The 23,895-nt window shown below is 50.2% G+C and carries 6 protein-coding genes; all 6 read left to right on the top strand.

Annotated features, from left to right (window positions below; genetic code table 11):
* The first annotated feature begins 196 nt into the window (after positions 1-196).
* Positions 197-4,672 (top strand): polyketide synthase family protein, encoded by a 4,476-nt coding sequence (locus tag FE394_RS10060; protein ID WP_319926257.1) that lies wholly within the window; start codon positions 197-199, stop codon positions 4,670-4,672.
* Positions 4,669-7,785 carry a PfaD family polyunsaturated fatty acid/polyketide biosynthesis protein gene (locus tag FE394_RS10055; RefSeq protein WP_319926256.1) on the top strand — a complete coding sequence of 1,039 codons (3,117 nt, stop codon included), beginning with the start codon at positions 4,669-4,671 and terminating at the stop codon, positions 7,783-7,785. The genes FE394_RS10060 and FE394_RS10055 overlap by 4 nt, the downstream gene beginning before the upstream one ends.
* Positions 7,782-8,549, top strand: coding sequence for an SDR family NAD(P)-dependent oxidoreductase (locus tag FE394_RS10050; RefSeq protein WP_319926255.1), 768 nt, complete (start codon positions 7,782-7,784; stop codon positions 8,547-8,549). Before FE394_RS10055 ends, FE394_RS10050 begins: the two co-directional genes overlap by 4 nt.
* A 99-nt stretch (positions 8,550-8,648) precedes the next feature.
* Positions 8,649-9,878, top strand: a complete 1,230-nt coding sequence (locus FE394_RS10045; protein WP_319926254.1) for an SDR family oxidoreductase — start codon at positions 8,649-8,651, stop codon at positions 9,876-9,878.
* Between the two features lie 62 nt (positions 9,879-9,940).
* On the top strand, positions 9,941-10,723 hold the full coding sequence (locus FE394_RS10040; protein ID WP_319926253.1) for an amidohydrolase: 783 nt from the start codon (positions 9,941-9,943) through the stop codon (positions 10,721-10,723).
* 60 nt (positions 10,724-10,783) lie between these two features.
* Entirely contained in the window at positions 10,784-23,851 is a 13,068-nt protein-coding gene (locus FE394_RS10035) for a non-ribosomal peptide synthetase (protein WP_319926252.1), read from the top strand.
* Positions 23,852-23,895 lie beyond the last annotated feature (44 nt).

The following is a 23,895-nucleotide window of genomic DNA, read 5'->3' as shown; positions in this document are numbered from 1 at the left end:
TAAATAATAAATAAATTAAATAGTGAAATTAATAATGAAAAGAACAGCTAAAAGCATAGTGAGATAAACAGTGAGATAAACCGTGAAATAAATAATGAAATACGACAGATATAAATAATAAAAATTAGATTGCTAATACACCTGATAAAATTTATTTGATCAGGGAAATGCTATCACAATAAGGAGTCCCTCCTTTATGGAACATATTGCAATTGTTGGTGTTGGGTGTTTATTTCCCGGCGCAGATACTCCTGAAAAATATTGGGATAATCTGCTGAAGGCAAAGGATAGCTCTACACCTTTATCGGCCCTGGAGCTGGGTGTTGATCCGGCCTGCTATTATTCTCCGGTCGCTGGTACACCTGATACAATCAATTATGTCAATAATGGACATGTCCGTGATTTTCATTTTGACGGCAAAGGATATAACCTGCCGGAAGAAGAATTAAATACACTGGACAATTTATTTAAATGGACAATTTATGCGGCTGAACAGGCATTAAATGACAGTGGTTATCGTCAACATAAAAACGTATTGCAAAAAACAGGGTTAATTCTCGGTAATATTGGTATGCCGACTCATTCAACCAAACAAATGATGAGTCCTTTTTATCACAAAATATTACAACCCTATATTCAGAAATTAATTGGACGACCCGATTTTCAGTTTGATCAATTTTGGCCGCAGGCAAATCATTCTGAGCAAAATTTAATGACCGGCGGGCACAATGCCACAATTGCCGCATTGGCTCTGGGGCTGTCCGGCCCTCGTTACTGCCTTGATGCGGCCTGTGCATCAGCGCTGTATGCCATTAAATCAGGGGCTGATTACCTGCTCAGCCACAAGGCCGACATGATGCTGGTCGGATCAATCTGCCATGTAGATCATATTTATATCGATCACGGTTTTAATATTTTGCAGGTATTCCCTGACAAAGGCGATTCCATTCCTTTTGATAAATCGTCAAAAGGCGTGAAAGCCGGTGAAGGGGTTGGCATGGTGGCCATCAAGCGTTATTCCGATGCTGTCCGTGATAACGATAAAATATATGGCGTAGTTGAATCCATCGGGTTGTCCAATGATGCCGGAACCAAACACCTGCTGGTGCCTGATCAGAAGGGGCAGCTCATTGCGCTGGAACGGGCATATCAGCACAGTCAGCGTGACATTGACTATGTTGAGTGTCATGCAACCGGCACAAACATTGGGGATCAGACCGAGCTATCGACCATCGAAACGTTTTTTGGTGAGCCCGCTTCGGATGAACATGCTTTGGATGAACAGGTGCTTGGTGGAAACGGAAAAATTCCCCTAATCGGTGCCAACAAAGCCAACAACGGGCATATGCTCACGGCATCGGGCATGGGCAGCTTGCTGAAAGTATTGTTGGCTATGAAACACAGCCTTATTCCTGCGACACCACGGGTCAATCAGTTGGTTTCCACGCCCCAAGGCAAGCTGAATATTGATCATATCGTGCGGGAAGCCAAACCCTGGCCTGTCAGTCACCGGGCCAAACGTGCCGGTATTAACGCCTTTGGTTTCGGTGGTGTTAACGGACATATGGTCATCAGTGAAGATAGCCATGAGCTGAGGGCGGCATATACGCAGGTTAAACCGGAAAACCCGCAGAAAGCTGATCGGCTGGCCATTGTGGGGATCGGCGTACACATGGCGAAAACAGAAGACAGCAAAACACTGGATCACGCGTTTCAGCAAGGTACACAACATTTCTATCCGCTGCCGAAAACCCGTTGGATTGGCATGGAAAAACGGCCGGATGTTCTGGCGATGCGTGGAGTCAGCCAGCCACCTTTAGGCTCTTACATTGAATCGTTTGAATTTGACTGCAAGCAATTCAAATTACCGCCAAATGTCATCGGCGCGCATTTAAGTTGCCATCTGTTTTTGTTACCTATCGCGGAACAAGCCTTTCTCGACGCGGGTTATGCACTGGACGGCAAAAAACGCAATATTGCCGTGATTGTGGCGGGTGGCATTGACTACAGCTCACTGCGTTATCAGGTGCGCAATGAAATTAGCTGGCAACTCAGGCAAAGTCTGCTTAGCCACGGCATTCATCTGTCAGAAGAAGATACCCTTGCCTTGCAGGAAATTGTCAAAGACAGCCTGTTCCCTAAACCTTATCCCGAAGGCATTACAGGCGGCATTGGCAACATCGTGGCAAGCCGTGTGGCGGCACATTTAAAGCTGAACGGTCCGGCGTTTACCCTCTATGGAGAAGAAACCTCCCCATTTAAGGCGCTGGAGCTGGCCCAGTTTATGCTGACCAGACAGCACGTGGATGCGGTGATGATTGCCAGCAGCAGTTTTAGCGGCAGTCTGGAAAATGTGTTGTGGGATCATCAGTCTTATCAAGGCAATCAGAGGGTTGGCGATGGGGGCGGGGTGATTGTCCTCAAGCGCGAACAGGATGCCATCAGCGATGATACGCCAACTTATGCTGTGCTGGATGGAATGGGCATCAGTTATCTGCCTGACAGCTCCCTTGATGGCAGAATGAATGAAGGTGCCGTGATTGAAGAAGCCATCGTTTCTGCCGCTCAATCCGGTTTGGCAGCGGCGGGTTGCACCGCGGATCAGGTTGGTTACATTGAACTGTATGCAGGTGGAAAATCAGGAGAGATAGCGACTGAACTGGCTGCACTCAGTCGGGTTTATGGATCATCAGGCGGACAACCGACCGCCACCATTGGGACTCTGAAAGCCAATTACGGCCACCTGTCTGCTGCTGCCGGTCTGCTCGGCATCATCAAATCTGCATTGCAACTGGCACAACGGTATTTGCCGGTATTGCCGGACTACCCACAGCGTCAGGAACTGGCCCGCCATGCCGGGGGGAAATTCCACTTACCTGCCCATACTGAAGCCTGGCCTGCACTGCCAAAAGCCCCGCGTCGTGCGGTAGTCAGCCATTTGGGTATTGATCGCTCTTACAACCATGTCATTTTAAGTGAGCCACAGCATGGAAAACGTGCACGTTCAACCTATCGTCAAGAATCCACTCAAGCGGGTTTGAATATCAGGACATATACCGCAAGGGAAAAAACGGTAGAAGAGTTCATCCTTAATGAACAGACACTGGCACGTTTTGCCTCATTATCTGAGGCTGAGTTATCTAAGGTCGAATTGCCGGCGGAAGGAACTCAGGCAGGGACAGAAACCCCGGGCAATATGTCGTCTTCTGCGGAAGTAAACCATTTCATACGCAATGCCACCACCCATCTGCATTATCTGCAATTGGAACAGACATACTATCGACTCATAAATCAGCAATTAATAAAGCAGCCTTTGGCACACATACCGGTTACACCGGAAAAGGCAGTGAAAACGTCTCCGGTGGTTTTTGACGAGCAGCAATTGCTGGAATTGACAGACGGTAGCGTGGAAAAAATCTTGGGTGCTGATTACGCCGAAGTGGACAGCTATCCAATACGTACCCGTATGCCATCGCCTCCGTTCATGTTTGTTTCCCGCATCACGGCGCTTTCTGCCGTTAAAGACAAACTGGAACCCTGCTATATCGAATGGGAATACGATATCCCTGAAGATGCGTGGTATGCCGTGGATGGCAAGGTTGCTTCATTCGTCGCGCTGGAATCCTCCCATGCGATGATCGTGGCATTTACGGTCATTGGCTGTGACATGATATTCAAGGGACAGCTTTGCTACCGTGCGGTGGACTGTAGTACCACGATTTACAGTGAAATGCCCAAGACAGGGGAAGTATTGCGTGGCCGGGTCAATATCACTTCTATCAATCGGGTGGGAGGCTTGGTGTTGGCGACGTATGAATATCTCTGCTATGTGGGGGATCGTCTGGTATTCCGGTTGACCGCCACTTCGGGTTTCTTCAGCCGCAAAGACATGGAAAAGGCCGGTAACTTTGATACCCGCCCCTATTTCGCCAAAGCCAGAAAGGGCCTATCGGCGGAAGCTGCCACTCCGTTATCACACGATGACCTGATACATAATGACCTGATACACAGAGAATGGTTGCATTGTGAACGGACAACATTCACAGAACAGGATATCACCCACGTCATGAATGGCGATTTGGCGGCCTGTTTTGGTTCAGATTATGGCCGTCTCAGCGGGAAACATTTGTGTACACCTGATACCCGTATGTTGAGCCGGATCCTGAGCCCCGATACTGCGGGAGGCGTGTTTGGTTTGGGGCAGATAGTCGGGGAACTTGATATCAACCCTGCTCACTGGGCATTCAAGGCGCATTTTAAAAATGATCCCATTATGCCGGGAACATTACTGGTCGAAGGCGCAGAACAGTTGATGAAATTCTACCTGTTCTATCTTGGGCTGCACTCCCGGCCTGATTGGGAAGCACAGACGCTGACTAACCATACAACCAGTGCCAGATTCCGGGGAGGCGTGAAATGCGAACAGGATGTGTTGCAATTCCGGCTGACCTGTAAATCCATCGATACCACTTATTCTGGCGACAAATACTCCGGCGATAAACACTCCGGCGACAAACTGGCGTCTATCACATTGTTTTTCATTGCGGAAACCCTCTACCGAGGCAGTGTTATCGGCGTCAGTGACAATATGGGCGTGAGGTATATTCGCCGTCAGCCACAGCCAAGAATGGGTGGCGATGCGGCAGAACAGAAACAGGAAGCCTCAATATGAATCAGCGCTTATCGGTGAATTCATCGTCTCATAAATCCAAAACGTACCTGCTGACGGAAAATCTTTCTCATTTACAGGCGTTGGACGCTGAACTGAAAGTCGTAAAAATCGGGGATTCAGTATCACTGTTATTTTCTGATGAAACATTCTCTGATGAAACGTCGGCTGATAAAACGTCTGCGGATAAAACCGTGGGCGAACAGGCTTCCGTACTGGGCCGTTTACCGGCAATAACGGCTGGCAGTCTGGGGGATGCAGGGTTCATGGCCGATTATGGCGTGAACTATGCTTATTATGCTGGCGCTATGGCCAATGGTATTCATTCGGAAGAGATGGTCATCGCGCTGGGTAAACAGCGCATCTTGGGCATTTTTGGTTCCGGTGGCCTGCGTATTGAGCGGATCGCTGAGGCGGTTGAACGCATCCGGCAGGCTTTGCCCGAAGGGCCGTTCGGGGTCAATTTGCTGCATAACCCCGCTCATCCTGAATGGGAAATGGCCTGTGTCCGCTTGTGCATGGAAAATCAGGTGCGGGTCATCGAAGCCTCCGCTTACATCAACCTCAGTCCGGCGCTGGTTTATTACCGCGCCAGTGGTCTGGAACAGCAATCGGGTCTGGAACAACAATCGGGTCTGGAACAGCAATCGGATGGCACGATCCGGCGACACCATCGCCTGATTGCCAAAGTTTCCCGTCGTGAAGTCGCCCAGCATTTTTTACGGCCTGCGCCTGAGAAAATCCTGAAAAAACTGCTGGCTGAGGGACTTATTACCGCAGAACAAGCAAATCTGGCCCGCCAGATACCCATGGCAGATGACATCACCGTAGAAGGCGATTCAGGAGGGCATACCGATCAGGGCGTACTCGCCTGTATTTTCCGTTCAGTCGTACAGTTGCGGGATGAAATCGCAGAGGAAGCCTCTTATCCCTATCAAATCCGGATCGGCGCTGCGGGTGGTTTAGGCACACCCCATGCCGTTCTGTCCGCGTTTGCACTGGGAGCGGCTTATGTTGTCACCGGTTCGGTCAATCAGTGTTGCGTGGAAGCGGGGACATCCGGTGCCGTGAAAAAAATGCTGGGACAGGCACAAATCAGTGATGTCGCGACAGCTCCATCAGCGGATATGTTCGAGCTGGGTGCCAAAGTGCAGGTGTTGAAACAAGGCAGCATGTATGCCGTGCGCGCCCAGAAACTGTACAACCTGTATAAACAGCATGACAGTCTGGATAGCTTGCCTGTGCAGGAAATTGCCTTGCTGGAAAAACAGATATTTCACCAACCACTGGCAGCGATTTGGCAGGAAACCATCGATTATTTTCATGCCATCAACCAGCCGGAAATGATCGCCAAAGCAGAAAAACAGCCCAAGAAAAAAATGGCATTGGTATTCCAATGGTATCTCGGTCAATCGTCCCGCTGGGCCATTACCGGTGATCCTGAACGCAATATGGATTACCAAATCTGGTGCGGCGCGGCAATGGGGGCCATGAATGAATGGCTGAAAGGCAGTCCGCTGGAGGCGGTGGAAAACCGGCATGTCAGTGATATCGCCCATCTTCTGATGAATGGTGCGGCTTATCTTACCCGCCTCTCTCTACTCGAATTACTCAATGTTGCTGTACCTGACCAAGCTAAACGGAACCTACCGTTCAGCTTTCAACTAAATAACGCTCAATTAAATAACGCTCAATTAAATAACGACGAATTAAGCGAAATATCAGCTCAAAAATCACAGGTGAGGAGTAAAGAAGCTATGGATTTCTCAACAAAACTATGTCTGGATAACTCAAAAAGTTTTTACAAGAAGTGCTGGGATCTGATGCCCGGCGGCTCACACTATAACTTTGGTGATCCTGAGCGCCCGTTGGTGATCCCTTTCAACCGTGGGCTGAACTCCCGTGTATGGGATCTGGATGGCAACGAGCATCTGGATCTGTTCTGTAAATTTGGTGCATTACTGGTCGGGCATCACAATGAGGACTACCACAACGCCCTGATTGACTATATGAATAAAGTCACTTCAGTCGATACCTGTGATTTGGAAGTCAGTGTTTGTGAAACCATGGTCAAGCACATCCCCTGTGCTGAAATGGTGCGTTTTTGCCTGAGCGGAACAGAAGCCGTTCAAAATGCGCTGCGTCTTGCCCGTGCCTTTACGGGTAAAAATCGCTTTATCCGTTTCCACGGCCATTATCATGGTAACGCCGACAATATCATGGGCTGGCGCAAGAAGCAGGATCTGACTTACCCGGTACCAGAACAGTTCAAAGGTGACTTGCTGGATACTCTGGGTCGTGATCCCAACATCATGGTCGATCAATCTTTCATGTTGCCGTGGAATGACATTGATGTTCTGACTGCTACCGTCGAACGCTATCACAATGAAATCGCTGCTGTTCTGATGGAGCCGCTTTGCATCAACGGGGGCGGTATTTTCCCGGTCGAAGGCTATCTGGAAAAAGCCAAGTCATTATGTGAAAAATACAACATTGTGCTGATTTTCGATGAAATCATTACCGGAGTTCGTTTGGGACTGGGTGGTGCGCAGGAACTCTTGGGCGTGACGCCACATCTGGCAACTTTCGGTAAAGCATTAGGCGGCGGCTCCATGCCAATCTCTGCCATTGCCGGCCGTCGTGACATCATGAACCTGTATACCCGTGGAAAAGTTATCCATGCAGGAACATTCAACGGTTATCCTTTGGGACTGGCTGCCATTCAGACCACGTTCAGGTTGATTGAGCAGGACCCCGGCTGCTATGACCGCATGGGCAACATTATGCGCCAGATCTCCAACACCTTTGTCAAAGCAGCAGAAGCGGTTGACTTGCCGCTGGTGGTACAGGGAATGCCGACTGCATTGGTTTATCACTCCCAAAACACGCCGGTTACCTCTTCAGAAGGTTACAGCGATAAAGTTAAGTTCTGCGACATCATCATCCGTGAAATTTCCAAGCGCTACGGCATCCAGTTCTCGCCCTTATCCCGCATGTACTCCAACCTGTTGATGTCACAGGATGATGTGCGTTTCTTTGAAGAGCGGATCTTTGATGCAATGGAAAATGCCCGCAAAGTGATTGATATCACCTTTAAAGAAGGGATCGCCGAATGAGTCGGCAAATCGCTGTTGTAACCGGAGCTGCGGGGGGATTTGGTACCGCAATTACCAAGGTGTTGCTGGATATTGGTTATCTGGTGGCGGCAACGGATGTCAGCATGCAAAAACTGGCGCTCCTTCAGGAGCGCCTCGGACACCCCGAATCCCTCGCCATCTTTGAAATGGATGTGACAGATACAACCTCCGTCGCGCGGACGGAGCAACAAATAACTGAAACACTGGGTAAATCCATCACCGTGCTGGTGAACAACGCCGGCATTATCCATCGTGCCTTCTGCCTGTCCGGTAAGGGGTTGAATGAAAACGCCAAAGTGATTGATGTCAATCTGGTCGGCGCTTTCAACTGTACCTCAATTTTTGTTCGCCACATGGCAGAGCAGAAATACGGCCGCATCATCAACATTGCCTCAATCGCGGGTATTTGGGGAGCGGCAGGCAGTGCCGCTTACGGGGCATCAAAGGCAGGGCTGATCTCGGCCACCGAATCCTGGGGACGTGAATTAGGGCCACTGAATATCAGCGTTACCGCCATTGCGCCGGGGATCTGCAAAACCGACATGCTGGATCAGTTTGTCAGTTCCGGCCCGATGGAGTCTGTTGTGGAAGACAAGGTTGTACGTTCCATTGTGCCCATCGGGCGCTGGGGAACGTCAGATGACGTGGCAGAAGTCGTCGGATTTTTAGCAAGTTGCAAAACCAATTATCTCAATACTGCGGTAATCCCTCTGGATGGAGGAATGCGTGTCGGCACGATATAGGAACGTCACCGAATAAACGTCATTAATTAAGTCGTCAGGAATAGCGGGAATACCAGACAAATTTTCGCCTGATTTAATGCTTAAGCATAAGGGGTAAACATGCTCGACCATACCCGAAAGGATATTAAAAATATATTTATTACCGGCGCAACAGGAGTCATGGGAGGAAGAGTTTTATTTGAAATTCTGGCGACCACTGATGCCAATATATATTGCCTGATACGAGCCGAAAATGACCAACAGGCACTGGAACGTCTGGAAGGTTTTTTGTTCACCTATGATAAGGAACAACAGTGCCGGAACATGATTCACCGCATTATTCCGGTATTGGGTGATGTTGCGAAAAAGAACTTCGGGCTGACGCAAGAACTGTACTCAGAACTGACCGGCAAGATTGACCGGGTTATCCATTGTGCAGCGCGGACTAATTTGGTGGCATCTTACGGCAGACTTGCGCCTGTAAATGTGCAGGGAACACATCATGTCATTGATTTCTGCTTACAGGGCGATATACCCATGCTCTATACCTCCAGTTTCAGCGTGGTGGGGGAACATCTGTATAAAAACTTTGTCATGCATGAAACGGATCTGAATGTGGGGCAGAGATTCGATGACATGGATTATGAACGGACCAAATTTGAATCGGAACAAGCCGTACATAAAGCCGGCAAAAAAGGCCTTAAGTGGGTCATTGTGCGTCCGGGCAATATTTGGGGGGACAGTACTGATGGCAGTTATCCACTGAAGATCACTAATGTCAGGGGCATCTATTATGAAATGCTCCGGGCGCTGGTGGAAACCGGCCTTACTTTCAGTTCAGTGGAAGATTTTGATATCACGCCCGTTGATTTCGTTGCGAAAGCATCATTGTATGCCATTTTGAATATCGAAAAATTTCAGGGCAAAACACTTCATTTGGTGAATCCAAACCCCATCACTTTCAACGATATCATTGTTACCCTGCGTGAATTCGGGTATCGCATCGAAACTATTGATAACGATCTTTACATGGAATCTCTGGCGCAAAGTTGCCTCTATCTCAATGGACAGCCTTACCGCTCAGTCTTTACTGACTTACTGGCACTTGCCCACGACGGTCTGGAACTGAATGAAAAAGCCAAATATGCCACAGAGATAACGACTGATTTACTCCGTGAAAGTGGCCTGCAATGTGCCCCTTCGGATAAGAAACTCCTCTTCTGTTATTTCAACTATCTGATTGAATGCGGTTTTATTCCGTCACCACAACAGCAGGGAGAAAAAGGAGAAATCAAGCTTCTTTCAGCAATGGGCGGTTTTCTGGAGCAGTTATTTGATGCAGACCTGTGATCAGTCTGCCTGTCATATTGAATTTTAATAACTAAAAAAAGCGTATTGAAACGGAGTTTATAATGATGCAACAAAACCTCAAGGTGACCCTCGTTCAGACCGATCTGGTTTGGGAAGATGCAGCTAAAAACCGTGAGCATATCGAACAACATATTGAACCGATCACGGACAGCGACCTGATTATTCTGCCGGAGATGTTTACCACGGGCTTCAGCATGAAACCACAATCCATTGCTGAAACAATGGACGGCCCCAGTATCCGGTGGATGCAAGAACTGGCGGCCAGAAAAAGCTGTACGATTGTTGGCAGCATGATTATCACGGAAAACCAGCACTTCTATAACCGCTTGCTGTGGTGCAATGCTGATGGCTCTGTGGCTCATTATGATAAAAAACACCTCTTCTCTTTCGCCCATGAACATCACGAATACACTGCGGGGAATGCGCCGCTGATTGTGGATTTCAAGGGATGGAAAATCGCGGCATTCATTTGCTATGACCTGCGCTTTCCGATTTGGTCACGCAACATCAATGGTCGCTACGATGCGGCAATCTACATTGCCAGTTGGCCATCCAAACGCTCACTTCACTGGTATTCGCTATTACAGGCCCGCGCCATTGAAAACCAAAGCTATGTCATCGGGGTCAATCGTGTGGGGCAGGACGGCAATCAACATGACTATGACGGACACTCCATGCTGATTGATCCATCGGGGGAAATCTTGCTGCATGAAAAAGATCACGAAGTGGTGAAAACCATGCAGATATCTCTTTCTCATGTTCGGGATGTGAGAGCGCGCTTCCCTTTCCTGAAAGATGCCGATCCCTTTGTTTTAACTGAATGATTTTAGGTTGTTTTATCACGTACTGGTAAGTAAGAGTGTCTTATTGAAGGAAGATGGCTAATGGTGATTTCAACTGAATTTGAGCGAATTGTTGCACGTTTCCCGGAAAATATCGCGGTGACACAGGGAAACAAAAACCTGACTTATCACACCCTGTCGGAGCGCGTGACTGCGCTCAGTCATGCGTTGCCCCATCAAGCGGACTGTCAGTTTGTCATCACCTTGATGGAAGAGAGTATCTCTCTGGTCATGGCGGCATTAGCCATCATGAAAGCGGACAACGTATTTGTTCCGCTCTCTCCAAAATTACCGGAACAACGCCTTGCTACATTATTGGCTCAATTTAAAGGTGCGACTATCATCACATGCCGCCAGTGGTTGCCCTTGGTTGAACATCTGCAAGCGGATTATGCACTGGTTCTGGCTGATGACATACTGGCTGATGACATAAGAGAAGACCATGTACTTCCGGCCGGGCAGGGCAGTTCGCAGCCCATAAGCACTTATGATATAAGCACTCGTGACATAAGCACTCATAAAAACAGGCTGGCTTACGTCTATTTTACGTCTGGCTCTACAGGGCAACCGAAAGCCATATTAGGGCGTTCAGACAGCTTATTGCATTTTATCCGCTGGGAAAGCCGTGAACTGAACATAACAGCGGCCGATAAAGTCAGTCAGCTCATTCCCCAAATGTTTGATCCTTTCCTGCGTGACATCTTCCTGCCCTTGCTGAACGGCGCAACACTGTGCATTCCGCCGGCTCATGATATCCGCTATTCACCACACGAATTGCTGGATTGGATGCGTGAGCAGCAAATCAGCATTACCCACCAGATCCCCTCTTTCTTTCAGGTTTTGCTGGAATGCCGGCAATCGGCTGATGACCTGCAATCCCTGAGATATGCCGTACTGTCAGGAGAAATGTTGAAAGGGCCGCTGGTGGAACTCTTTTACCAGCGCCGGTTAAAACAAGCCCAGTTAATCAACATGTATGGCACGACAGAAACCACACTGGCAAGAGTCTACCATCGGGTGACCGAGAAAGACGCGCAAAGTGCGTTGATCCCTGCGGGCAAGCCCATTGACGATACAACAATTATGATTGTTGATGAACAGGGGGAAAGTGTTCCTGCCGGAAGTGTCGGGGAAATTTGGATAAGCACGCCTTTTATGAGCGCGGGCTATTTATTACCACAGACAGATGTACCACAGACAGAGGCATTACAGGCAGAGGCATCACAGGCCGAAGCAGCACCGACCAAAAACACATTACGTTTTATCACACCAGAAAAAGGGGCATTAGCCGGCCAACCTGTTTACCGCACGGGGGATGTCGGTCGCATGGATGAGCAGGGTAATTTGATCCTGCTTGGGCGCAATGATTTTCAGGTCAAAATCAACGGGCAACGACTTGAGACGGCAGAGATTGAGAGTCTGCTTGAACAGCACCCGGCCGTACAACAGGCGGTTGTGCAGGCATTTGAACAGCCTCAGGGTATCCGGCTGGTGGCCTTTATCCGTTTGGCACCGTCAATGAGGGTGACGGCAAAAACGCTGAATATCTATTTAGCCCCGCATTTGTCTGCCGCCATGCGACCTGATGATTATCAGTTTTTGTCCATGTTCCCGCTTCTGCCCAATGACAAAATTGACCGCAAAGCACTGCAAGCACTTGTTGATCGTCAGGCGTCTCTCAATCGGTCATCCCACAATCAATTTGCTCAGGAACGCGGGAATATCCTTGCGCCACAGGGCGAGAGGGAAACAAAACTATCGGCTGTCTGGCAAGCATTACTGCACATTGAACCTATCGGGCGTGATGACAGCTTTTTTGCGTTAGGGGGCGACTCATTACAAGCCATTCGCATGATCGCACAAGTCCGGCAACAGATGGGGCTGAATCTGAAATTCGGGGATCTGTTCCAGCATCCCACCCTTGCGCAATGTGCGGCAATGCTGAGTGCCACGGAGATGTCGGCAGCAGAGAAGGGCGTTGAAGAGTTCGCATTGACTCCGCACAGTGCCAGCTACGAGCAACAGGGCATTTATCTGCTTCAACAGACAATCGCTTCCAGCCCGATCTATAACATGGCCTATGTCGCCCAATGGCAAGGTGCTCTGGATCACGACCGGCTGCAACAATCCCTTGAGGCGCTGTTTGCCTGTTATGACGTCCTGAGAACCGGCTTTCTGACTCAGGAAGGGCATGTGATTGCTCAGGTAGCGGAACAGATTTCTTCAGATATTATCTGGCAGGATCTCAGCCAATACGGAGCACAAGCTCAATCGCAAGCTGAAAACATGATCAGCCAGTTTGCTTCCCTGCCATTTGATCTGGCACAGCCACCGCTATTGCGTGTGGCCGGGCTGACACTGCGGCCACATACTCACTTGATCGTACTGGTGTTCCATCACCTGATTGTCGATGAAGAATCCGTTAAACGGCTGTGGGATGGTTTGCTGGAAAATTACAGTCGGTTACAAATGGGAAAAGCCTCCGACATCCAGCCTGTACATTATGGTCAGCGGGAACATGCTGCCTTTCAGCACCAGCGGATTAACGGGCCAACGGGCATGGCCGCCCGTCAATACTGGCAGCGTCAGTTGGCGGGGCCATTACCCTTAATTCAATTGCCGTATGATTTTCCCACCCCCGCGATGCGCAGCTATCAGGGCGGACAGTTACCGTTCAGTCTGCCAACCGCATTCAGTGAACAGGTCGATGCGCTGGCCTGTCACTATGGGATCACCCCTCAACTGATTTTACAGGCAGGATTTATTGCATTTCTGGCCTGTTATTCACGTCAGAACGACATTCTGCTGGGAACGCCGGTTTCCAATCGCCAGCATAATCAGGAACAGCAATCCGTTGGCTTGCTTTTCAACGTATTGGTTATGCGTAATCAGGTCGATATCAGCCAATCATTCGAGCAATTGCTGGCGCAGGTAAAATCCACCTTTATTGATGCAATAGAGCATCAGGATATGCCTTTCAGCCAGTTGCTGCCTTTATTACAACAATCTGCATTACAACAATCTACATTACAACAAAATAGCGGAGAGGAGATTCACCATCCGGGGATTTCTCCGGTATTCCAAACGCTGTTTACCTACCAGAATACGCCAGCGTCTGAAAAACGAATGGGGTCGATACAGCTTTCCCCGTTGCGTCAGTGGAGCATACCCATCGCCAAGTATGAATTGACACTGGAAATGTGGCGCGAAAAAGACGAATTGCAGGGCGTATTGGGATACGCCAGTGATCGCTTTTTACCGGAGACGATCTCCCGAATGGCGGAGAACTTCTGCCATTTCCTGCCGCAGTTGCTCAATGAACCCCAGCAAGCCATCGGGCGTGTTTCTCTGCTCAGCCCGGCTCAGTGGCAACAACTGCAAGAGTGGAACCAGACTGACAAACCGTTCAGCGATAATATCGGCATCCACCAGCTTATCGAGCGTCAGGTACAACGTGATCCCGATGCGGTTGCGGTTGAATTTGGCGAGCAGACCCTGACTTATGCTGAATTGGATCAACAGGCCAACCAACTGGCGCATTTTCTGATCCAGCAAGGCGTCGGAACGGGCGTTTGTGTCGGATTGAGTGTTGATCGTTCGCTGGAAGCCGTAGTCTGTTTTCTGGCGATCCTGAAAGCGGGCGGGGCTTATGTGCCCATGGACCCTCATTATCCGTTGGAACGCAATCGTTATGTGATTGAGAACGCCCGCCTGCGCCTGTTGATAACACAAGATCAGTTTATGGCAGGTTATCAGGATTGCGAGGTCTTCCTGTTCTCCCTTGAAGCCCTGTTACCACAGTTAAACACGTTCAGCACCGAAAAGCCGCAGGTCGATATTCCGCCTGAGAGTACCGCTTATATCATCTATACGTCAGGCTCGACCGGAAAACCCAAAGGCGTTCCCATCTGCCACCGCAGCGCATGTAATCTTGCGGAGGCGGAAATTGAGTATCTGGCTATTCCGCCGGACAGCCGGGTGCTCCAGTTTGCTTCTTTCAGCTTTGATGTCTCCATCTGGGAATTCTTCATGGCGCTCTGTTCCGGCAGTGTGCTGCTGATGGCACCACGTCTGGCCCTGATGCCCGGCCCTGATTTGCTGGAACAGCTTATTACGCGTCGCGTCACCCATATCACGTTACCGCCTTCGACGCTGGCAGTCCTGCCCGAAACTGACTTGCCTGATTTGCAGGTATTGATGGTGTCAGGGGAGGCATGCGGGATTGATCTGGTGCGCAAATGGGGCAAAAACCGCCGCTTCATTAACGCCTATGGCCCGACGGAAGCCACGGTCGGTACGAGCAATGCCGATTTAACCCCAGAAGATACCCTCGTCCATATTGGCCGGCCGATCCCTAATTTTCAGGTCTGGATTTTGGATGAATACGGCGCACCCTTGCCCATCGGGGTTGCGGGAGAACTCTGTGTTGGCGGAGTGGGGGTGTCAGAAGGGTATCTTAACCGGCCTGAACTGACGGAACGCAGTTTTGTGCCTGATCCATTCAGTGCCCAGCCCGGTGCCCGTCTCTACCGTACTGGTGATTTGGCGCATTATCAGGCAGACGGAAACCTTGTCTATCTGGGGCGCATGGATCAACAGGTAAAAATCCGGGGTTACCGCGTGGAATTGGGCGAGATTGAGAGCGCCTTGCGCCGTCATCCCGCTATTTCCGGCGCAGTGGCCATGGTGCGGAAAGATTATCTGAACGCCAGTGCTATTGTGGCCTATTTACTCACGCAATCTGACACATCAATTGACGAGTCACAGATTGAATCGCATTTGAAAGCGTTTCTCCCTGATTTCATGCTTCCTTCTTGCTACGTCTTTTTGAGGGAATTTCCGCGCTTGCCAAATAACAAAGTGGACAGGAAACGCTTCCCCACACCGATGCGACAGGCAGACGAAATCGTTATTGAACCCGCCCATAACGAAACGGAACAGGCCATTATCCACGTCTGGCAGACCTTATTGGGACATCAGGCGATAGGCCGGAATACCTCATTTTTCGCGGCCGGAGGGCATTCTCTGCTGGCTGCCAGAATGGTGGCAATACTTGCCAGCCAATACCAGCTGAATTTTAAAGTCAGCGATGTTTTTACCTGCCGTACACCGATGAAGCTGGCAGAACGGGTCAGTCCGGCCACTACCCAGATTTTACTCAACTTACCCACGATCCACGATGCACCGCTGAGTTTTGCCCAGCATCGGATGTGGTTCCTTGATCAACTGTATCCTGACAGCAGCCGTTACCACATTATCAACATCAAAACCTTTCCTGACGAAATAGAAACAGCGCGGATGCAACAAAGCATCAATCTGCTTTTCCGTCGTTATCCTATGCTGAACCTGCGCTTGCGGATGGAAGGTGATACACCACGACAATATTACAGTGACCAGCCGCCTCATTGCGTCCATGAAATTATCGACGTGCGGGATAAACAGGAATGGCAGCAACAATTACAGCAGCGGGCTGCCAGAATGATGGCAACACCGTTCCGGCTTATCGGAGAGCCGTTATCCCGCTTGTTACTGGTGACCGATGCCCGGCAGGGAACGGCATTAATTTTTTGTCTGCACCATATTTTGGTTGATGAACAGTCGTTGGGACAGCTTGATGATGAATTGATGTCTCTTTACCAGTGGGGAGAAAACGCACCACAAATCTCTGCGCCTGATTACCTGCAATTTGCCACATGGGAACGCAGTGCTGAAGTCCAGCAAGAGTGGCGTTCACAATTGGATTACTGGCGCGGTGTCTATCACTCTCTGCCGCCGATGGTGAGATTGCCCCAGAAAGGTAACGGTAACGTTGTCGCAGAAGATGCGACAGCGGCTTACCATTACCTGCCGCTTTCCATTGAGCAAACAGCCGCTTTGCGTCAGTTGGCCCAACAGCAGGATACGACCCTGTTTACCCTGTTATTGGCGGCATTCCAGATCTTATTGCAGCGTTACAGCAGCGAAGGGGCAGACTCCGGCGATATTGTCATCGGAATCCCCGTTTCCCTGCGCGACAGGCCGGAATTACAATCCGTTGTGGGATTGTTGCTTAACACATTGGCTTTGCGCCAGAACGTGGATATCACCCTGCCGTTTACCGAGTTTCTGGCCAATAGCGCGCAGACATTGAATCAGGCGATGGCTAACAAAGACCTCCCGTTTGAGCAAGTGGTGGATGCGGTAATGCCAGCGGGGAAACGTTCTCTGTCTCCTCTGTTTCAGATCATGTTTGTGTTCAATGCGTTCCGGCAGCAGACTGATTCACGCCTGCGCGAACAATCACACGAACAATCAATAAATAATTCGGAAGCAAAATTTGATTTAACGTTGTTTGTGCAGGAAACAGAAAACAGCCTGCAATTACGGATTGAATATCGTGAGGCATGTTTTGCCGAGGAAATGGTCGCGCAATTGATGGCGCACTATGCTCAATTATTGGATAGCGTGATCACGGCATCCAACCAATTTATCTATCAACTGGATCTACTGTCACCACAAGAACGGCAACATCAGATAAACAATCTGAATAACACTGAGAAGCGATTGCTGCATCCGGTCGTCCATCAATGGTTCGAGCAGCAGGTGCGCAAAACCCCGCAGGCCATTGCCCTGAATGCGCTTTCCGGAACAGGACACGTACTTAGCCATAACCCACTTAGCCATAATCCACTTAGCCATAACCCACTTAGCCATAACCCGTTGAGTTATCATCAGCTTAATCAACAGGCGAATCGATTGGCGAAAGAGTTACTGGAACAGGGAATTGGTGCGGGTTCACGGGTCGGGATTTGCCTGCCGCGTTCAGCCATGCTGATCACGGCGATACTGGCAGTCATGAAAACGGGCGCGGCTTATGTCCCGATGGATACTGCCTATCCGGTCAATCGGATCAGCTTTATGTTGGAAGATGCCCAAGTGGCAAGGGTGATCACCACTGATGAACAGGCCACCAGACTCGGTCTGCCCAAGCATCACGTCATATTGTTGACCGCCGAGCAATTAACAAAACAATTAACAAAACAATTAGCCGAACCATTGACGGATAATCCGGACACTATCGCCGATCCTGAAATAACGATTTCGCCGGAACAACCTGCTTATATCCTCTATACCTCTGGCTCTACGGGGAAACCCAAAGGCGTTATCATTCCGCATCGGGGGCTGGGTAATTACCTGCAACATGCCTGCGAACATTATGCCGACCCAAGCAAGCAGGGTAACACCCTTCATGCGTCCGTCTCCTTTGATGCCACCATTACCAGCCTGTTCTTGCCGCTTCTACAGGGGCAAACCTTGTTCATCCTGCCTGAAGGTGAAGATATTCCGGCATTGGTGCAGGCTTGGCAGCAGTTGCCGAATTTGGCCATGGCGAAAATCACGCCAGCTCACTTGGAACTCCTGAGCCAGCAATTGCCGTCAGAGAGTCTCGGGCGGATACCCTTACTGGTGATTGGTGGCGAAAGCCTTTCTGCCAGCGCGCTGCGTTTCTGGCGTCAACATGCGCCACAGGTCAGGATCATCAATGAATATGGCCCGACGGAAACCACGGTTGGCTGCTGTATTTATGACATACCGGCGGGTGATATCGACGGGGAGGGTGTGCTGCCGATTGGTCGTCCGATAGCCAATACCCAACTTTACCTGTTGGATGAATGTCAGCAATTAGTGCCCTTTGGCGCGGTTGGTGAACTTTACATCGGCGGGATGGGTGTCGGTCTGGGCTATTTCAACCGTCCGGATATGACAGAAAACCGTTTTATCGCTGATCCGTTCGCAACCGCTCGACAGGCGAAGCTGTACCGGACAGGAGATTTAGCCCGTTACTTACCGGACGGCAATTTACTGTTTCTGGGCCGCAGAGATCAGCAAATCAAACTGCATGGCTATCGGATCGAACTGGAAGAAGTGGAAGCGCAGCTTACTGCTTGTCAGGGCATTTCCCAAGCGGCGGTGGGTTTGCGTGATATCCACGGGCGTCAGCATCTGGTGGCTTATGTGGTCATGAACCAGCCCGCAGTCAACGAAGCGGCGGCAGATGCCGATATGGACAGAATACGCAGGGAGCTGAGCCAACGGCTACCGGAGCACATGTGTCCCACGCAATGGATTATGCAGGAAACCCTGCCATTAACAGGGAATGGCAAGATTGATCGCAAGGAACTAGCGCAGATCCCGTTGGCGGAAAAGCCGCGTATGCCGACCCATCGGACAGCCGTTACCGTACTGGAGAAACAACTGACAGAAATCTGGCAACAGGTGCTGGATCAGGAGAATCTGGGCATTGATGATGATTTCTTTGTCTTGGGCGGAGATTCCATTCTCAGCTTACAGATTGTATTCAGGGCACGGGAAATGGGTCTGCGGATCACGCCGAAAATGCTGTTTGATTATCCGACTATTGCGGCACTGGCAGCCGTGGTTATGCCGATGGTCATTGCTGATGACAAAACGCAGCCTGTGCAGGGTGAATACGCTTTGCTGCCAATCCAGCGCTGGTTATTTGAACAACATCATGCCAATCCTCACCACTATAACCTCTCTTACCTGTATGCACTGGAAGCGGGAACAGACATTCCGGTTCTGACACAAGCGCTGGTTTTGTTAATTAATCAGCATGATGGGCTACGCTCCCGCTTCCCGCTGACCGGAAAACATGCACAGAAATATGCGCAGATCGATGCCCCTGTTGCCGCATGGCAGATAGAACAAGTTCATATTAAGGAAAATCCGGCCAACGAAGCATTGCTGCAAGCGGCGGCTGAACGGCAGGCACAACTGAATATTGAAAATGGCCCTCTGCTTACTGCAACCCATTTCACCACCGCAGCGGGTGATTATTTATTGCTGACTGTTCACCATTTAGTGGTTGATGGTGTTTCATGGCGCATTATTACGGAAGATTTAACTCACTACTACCGGACTTTGCTGGCAGGAGAAACCCCGCGTCTGGCGACGAAAAGTGCCTCTTTGATTGAATGGGCATCTCATCTGGCAGATTACGCCCAATCCGGGCTGGCGCAACATGAACGTCATTTCTGGCAGCAGAAACTCCATTGCTCTGTGCCTTCACTGCCTTGTGATCGGGGAGAAAAACCGTTCCCGGGTTTAGTCAAAGAATCGGCCAAATACCGGCTGATGCTGGATATTGCTGACACAACCGCACTGGTGCAGCATACCGGACAAGCTTACCGTACCCATACCGGTGATTTATTGCTGTCGGCTCTGGTAGCAACACTGCAACGCTGGAGCGGTTCAGGAAGATTGCATGTGGATATGGAAGGGCATGGACGTGAAAGCCTGCATGAAACCGTGGATGTCAGCCGGACGGTAGGCTGGTTTACCGCCATTTATCCGCTGTTGCTGGATTTGCCTGCATCTTGCCCGCCGGAGCAATTGATCCCGATGGTCAAAGAAGCGGTACGCCAAGTGCCTTACAGCGGCGCGGGTTATGGCGCGCTGCGTGCTTTCTCTGACATGTCTGGCATGAACAGCCTGCCTGATTTCCCGTCGGCAGATATCTGCTTCAACTATCTGGGGCAATTTACCCGCTCATTCCATCAGACACCCTTGAGCGGCGTGGCCGACATGGTGCGGGAACACCGTCATGCGCCTGATAATTTCAGGCAGTATGCGCTGGAAGTGGACAGCTACATTGATGAGGGACAATTGCAGATAGAGTGGACGTACAACCGTCAGTGCTATCAGGATGAAACCATCGATAAACTGGCAACGGCAATGAAAGAGCAGATTATCCGGCTGACTGAACATTGCATGGCTCAGCAACAGACGACTTACACGCCATCCGATTTTCCGCTCGCTCGTCTGAATCCAGAAACATTGCACCAGTTACAGCAGCGTTACGGTGTGATGGAAGATATTTTCCCGCTGACATACACCCAGGAAGGCATGTTGTTCCACTCGATGGCGGAACAAGGCAGCGGCCTGTATCACGAACAGTTATGTTTTAACCTGCCCCAAGATGTGAATATTGCCCGTTTACAGCAGGCATGGCAGAGAGTGGTCGCTTATTATCCTATCCTGCGCAGCCGCTTTGAACTGAGTCTGGCTGATGAGCCATTGCAAGTGATTATGCCTCACCAGACACCGGAGTGGCGGCAGCATGATCTGCGGCTTCATCAGCCAACCGAGGCGGAGCAACATCGCCAGAATTTACTGTCGGCGGATCTGGCCGAAGAATTTGTACTGAACCACGATGTACTGACCCACAATGTACTGAACCACGACGTACTGAACCCTAATAAATTGTATCGCTTCACCGTACTGCAACTGCCTGACGAACAGACACAACTGATATTCAGCCATCATCACGCCATTCTGGATGGCTGGTCAGTCAGGCTGATACTGACGACCGTCGAAGCGATTTACCATCGCCCCGATGATGTATTGCTGCCCGCTCCGGCGTTTAAGTCATTTATTCGCTGGCAACAGCAGAACCGGAAAACATGTCAGGATTATTGGCAGGCACGGCTGGCCGATGTCACTTCGGCAACACCGTTGCCTGCGGCTCATCCGGTAAGGACGGCCAGTCAACTGAAACAGCGCCATGCTTTCTGCCTGTCCGCAGAACTGTCTCGCCAATTGGCAGAAACAGGCCGCGATTATCGCCTGACGCTCAGTACGCTGGTTCAGGGGGCTTGGGCATTGTTGTTGCAGCGTTACAGTCAGCAGGATGAATGTCTGTTTGGTATGACCGTTTCGGGCCGCCAGGCGGATTTGGCCGGGATCGATAAAATGGTGGGGCTGTTAATCAGTACATTGCCGATCCACATTACCAGCCATGCCGGCCAAACCGTGGCTGACTGGTTGGGCACCATTCAGCAGCAGTTGCGGGAACATGAAAAATTCAGTGCTGTTTCGCTGGCAGATCTGAAATCGGCCTGTAATCTGCCCGCCTTTGATACGTTGCTGGTATTTGAAAATTACCCGCAGCCATCGGGATTAAAGGAAAAGCTGTTTGAATTTGAACAGGCAACGGAGAGCACCAATTACCCACTGACACTGGTCACGGCATTCTCTGACCGTTTGCATGGCGAACTGGTGTATGACACCGGACTGTATGATGAGTCTGTCGTGGGACGTCTGGCAGGGCACTTTACCGGTATTCTGACCCGATTGATGAATAACATGACGGGAATGCTGAACGATATTGCATTGTTGGATGAACAGGAAAAACAACAGTTGTTGACGCAATGGCAAGGGCCGGAATTACCCATTTTTACCGGCAATGTCTACAGCCTGTTTGACCGTCAGGTACAGCGTTCTCCCCAACAGATTGCCGTTGTTGACGGACAAAATCAGATTAGTTACGCGGAGCTGGCACAGAGAATAGAGCATATCTGCCATTGTCTGCATCACGACCAGATTAGCTCGGGTGACAGGGTTGCCCTCTATTTGCCGCGCAGTCCGGACTATATTGCCGCGATGCTGGCTGTCAGCAGAATGGGTGCCTGTTATGTGCCTATTGATACCTCTTATCCTGCCGAGCGGGTCACTTATTTGCTGTCTGACAGCCAAAGTCGTCTGGTTGTGACTCATCAGGCGTTGGCAGCAAATTTTGCTCCTGATATCGCAGTACGGGTGCTGGATAAAGAAACTGATCCTGTTCCGACGTGCTCTTTGCCGCCATTCAGTTGTGAACTCAATAGTGATGACGCAAACGCACTGGCTTACCTGATTTACACCTCCGGCTCTACGGGAATGCCGAAAGGGGTCATGATTGAACACCTTAGCCTGATTAACTATCTGACGGATGCCAGCCAGCGTTATCAGGTCAGTGCGGATACCCAAAGCCTGCTCCACTCGTCCGTCAGCTTTGATGCCACACTGACCAGTCTTTACCTACCGCTGCTGCATGGCGGCACGATCACGGTAATACAGGATGATGCCGGTATTGCGTTAATGGCAGAGGCATTGCAGCAACAAGATAACCAGTTATTGAAAATCACGCCGGCCTATCTCGGTCTTTTGGGGGAATACCTCAATGCACAGGCAAAATCCCATGTGAAGTCATTGGTCATCGGGGGGGATGCCCTGAACTGTGAAACGGTACAGGCGTGGTTGTCTGAGGCACCGGAGCTTGGCGTGTTTAACGAATATGGCCCGACTGAAACTGTTGTGGGCTGTTGTGTCCACCGTGCTGACAGGGCGCAGGATTTACAGGGCATGATGCCGATTGGTTTGCCGATTGCCAATACCCGACTGTTTGTGCTTAACGATGATCTGTCACCGACACCCTTTGGCATGGCAGGTGAGTTGTACATCGGTGGTTTGGGCGTGGCGAGAGGCTACTGGGATCGTCCCGAACTGACCGCAGAAAAATTTATCACCTTGTCAGAACCGAACGGCGAAATCCGGGCTTATCGTACAGGAGATCGGGTCTGTGCCCTGCCGAACGGAGAGCTGCTCTATCTCGGACGCTATGACCGACAAATCAAACTGCGTGGATATCGTATTGAGCCGGGAGAGATAGAAGCCCAGCTTATGCAGCACCCGCACGTCCAGCAAAGTGCTTTGATCCCTTATTCCGATGAACAAGGTGAAATGCGGCTGGTGGCCTGTGTTGCCCTTAAATCGACCGCCAAAGCTGACATTTCTTCGGAAACGCTATCTTTGGAAACCGTATGGTCAGAAACATTACGCGATTTTCTCAGCCGGCATTTACCCGTCCATATGCTGCCCCATGCCATTGTATTGCTGGATGAGATGCCACAAACCACTAATGGCAAAGTGGATCACGCCGCGTTACTGGCGCTGTTGCCTGAACATTTGTCTGTGTTACGGCAGCAAGAACAACATTCACTGAGCAAACCACAGACACCATTGGAAAAACGGCTTGGCGGGATTTGGTGTGATGTGCTGCAACGGGAAGACATCGGATGTGACCAGAATTTCTTTTCTCTGGGCGGGCACTCACTTCATGCGTTGCGTATAGCCGCCCGAATTGAACAACAGCTATCAGTCAGGATCTCTTTAGCTGAATTTTTACGACATCAAACCATTACACAGCTCGCTCGTCTATTGGAGCCGCGTGTTACAGCGGAAAACCCTGTTCGTTACGGCACGATCAAACGTGTTGTGCGGGGAATGTGAATAAAAATCAATGAACAATGGAATTAAACAAAATTGAAGGGGAG

This window comes from Xenorhabdus littoralis (assembly GCF_033949345.1).
Lineage (GTDB): Bacteria > Pseudomonadota > Gammaproteobacteria > Enterobacterales > Enterobacteriaceae > Xenorhabdus > Xenorhabdus littoralis.
This window is presented reverse-complemented; position numbering and strand designations above follow the sequence as displayed.

Bases quoted from the DNA above. Each gene is read 5' to 3' on its own strand.
- FE394_RS10060 (WP_319926257.1), top strand. From the start codon at position 197: ATGGAACATATTGCAATTGTTGGTGTTGGGTGTTTATTTCCCGGCGCA.
- FE394_RS10055 (WP_319926256.1), top strand. From the start codon at position 4,669: ATGAATCAGCGCTTATCGGTGAATTCATCGTCTCATAAATCCAAAACG.
- FE394_RS10050 (WP_319926255.1), top strand. From the start codon at position 7,782: ATGAGTCGGCAAATCGCTGTTGTAACCGGAGCTGCGGGGGGATTTGGT.
- FE394_RS10045 (WP_319926254.1), top strand. From the start codon at position 8,649: ATGCTCGACCATACCCGAAAGGATATTAAAAATATATTTATTACCGGC.
- FE394_RS10040 (WP_319926253.1), top strand. From the start codon at position 9,941: ATGATGCAACAAAACCTCAAGGTGACCCTCGTTCAGACCGATCTGGTT.
- FE394_RS10035 (WP_319926252.1), top strand. From the start codon at position 10,784: ATGGTGATTTCAACTGAATTTGAGCGAATTGTTGCACGTTTCCCGGAA.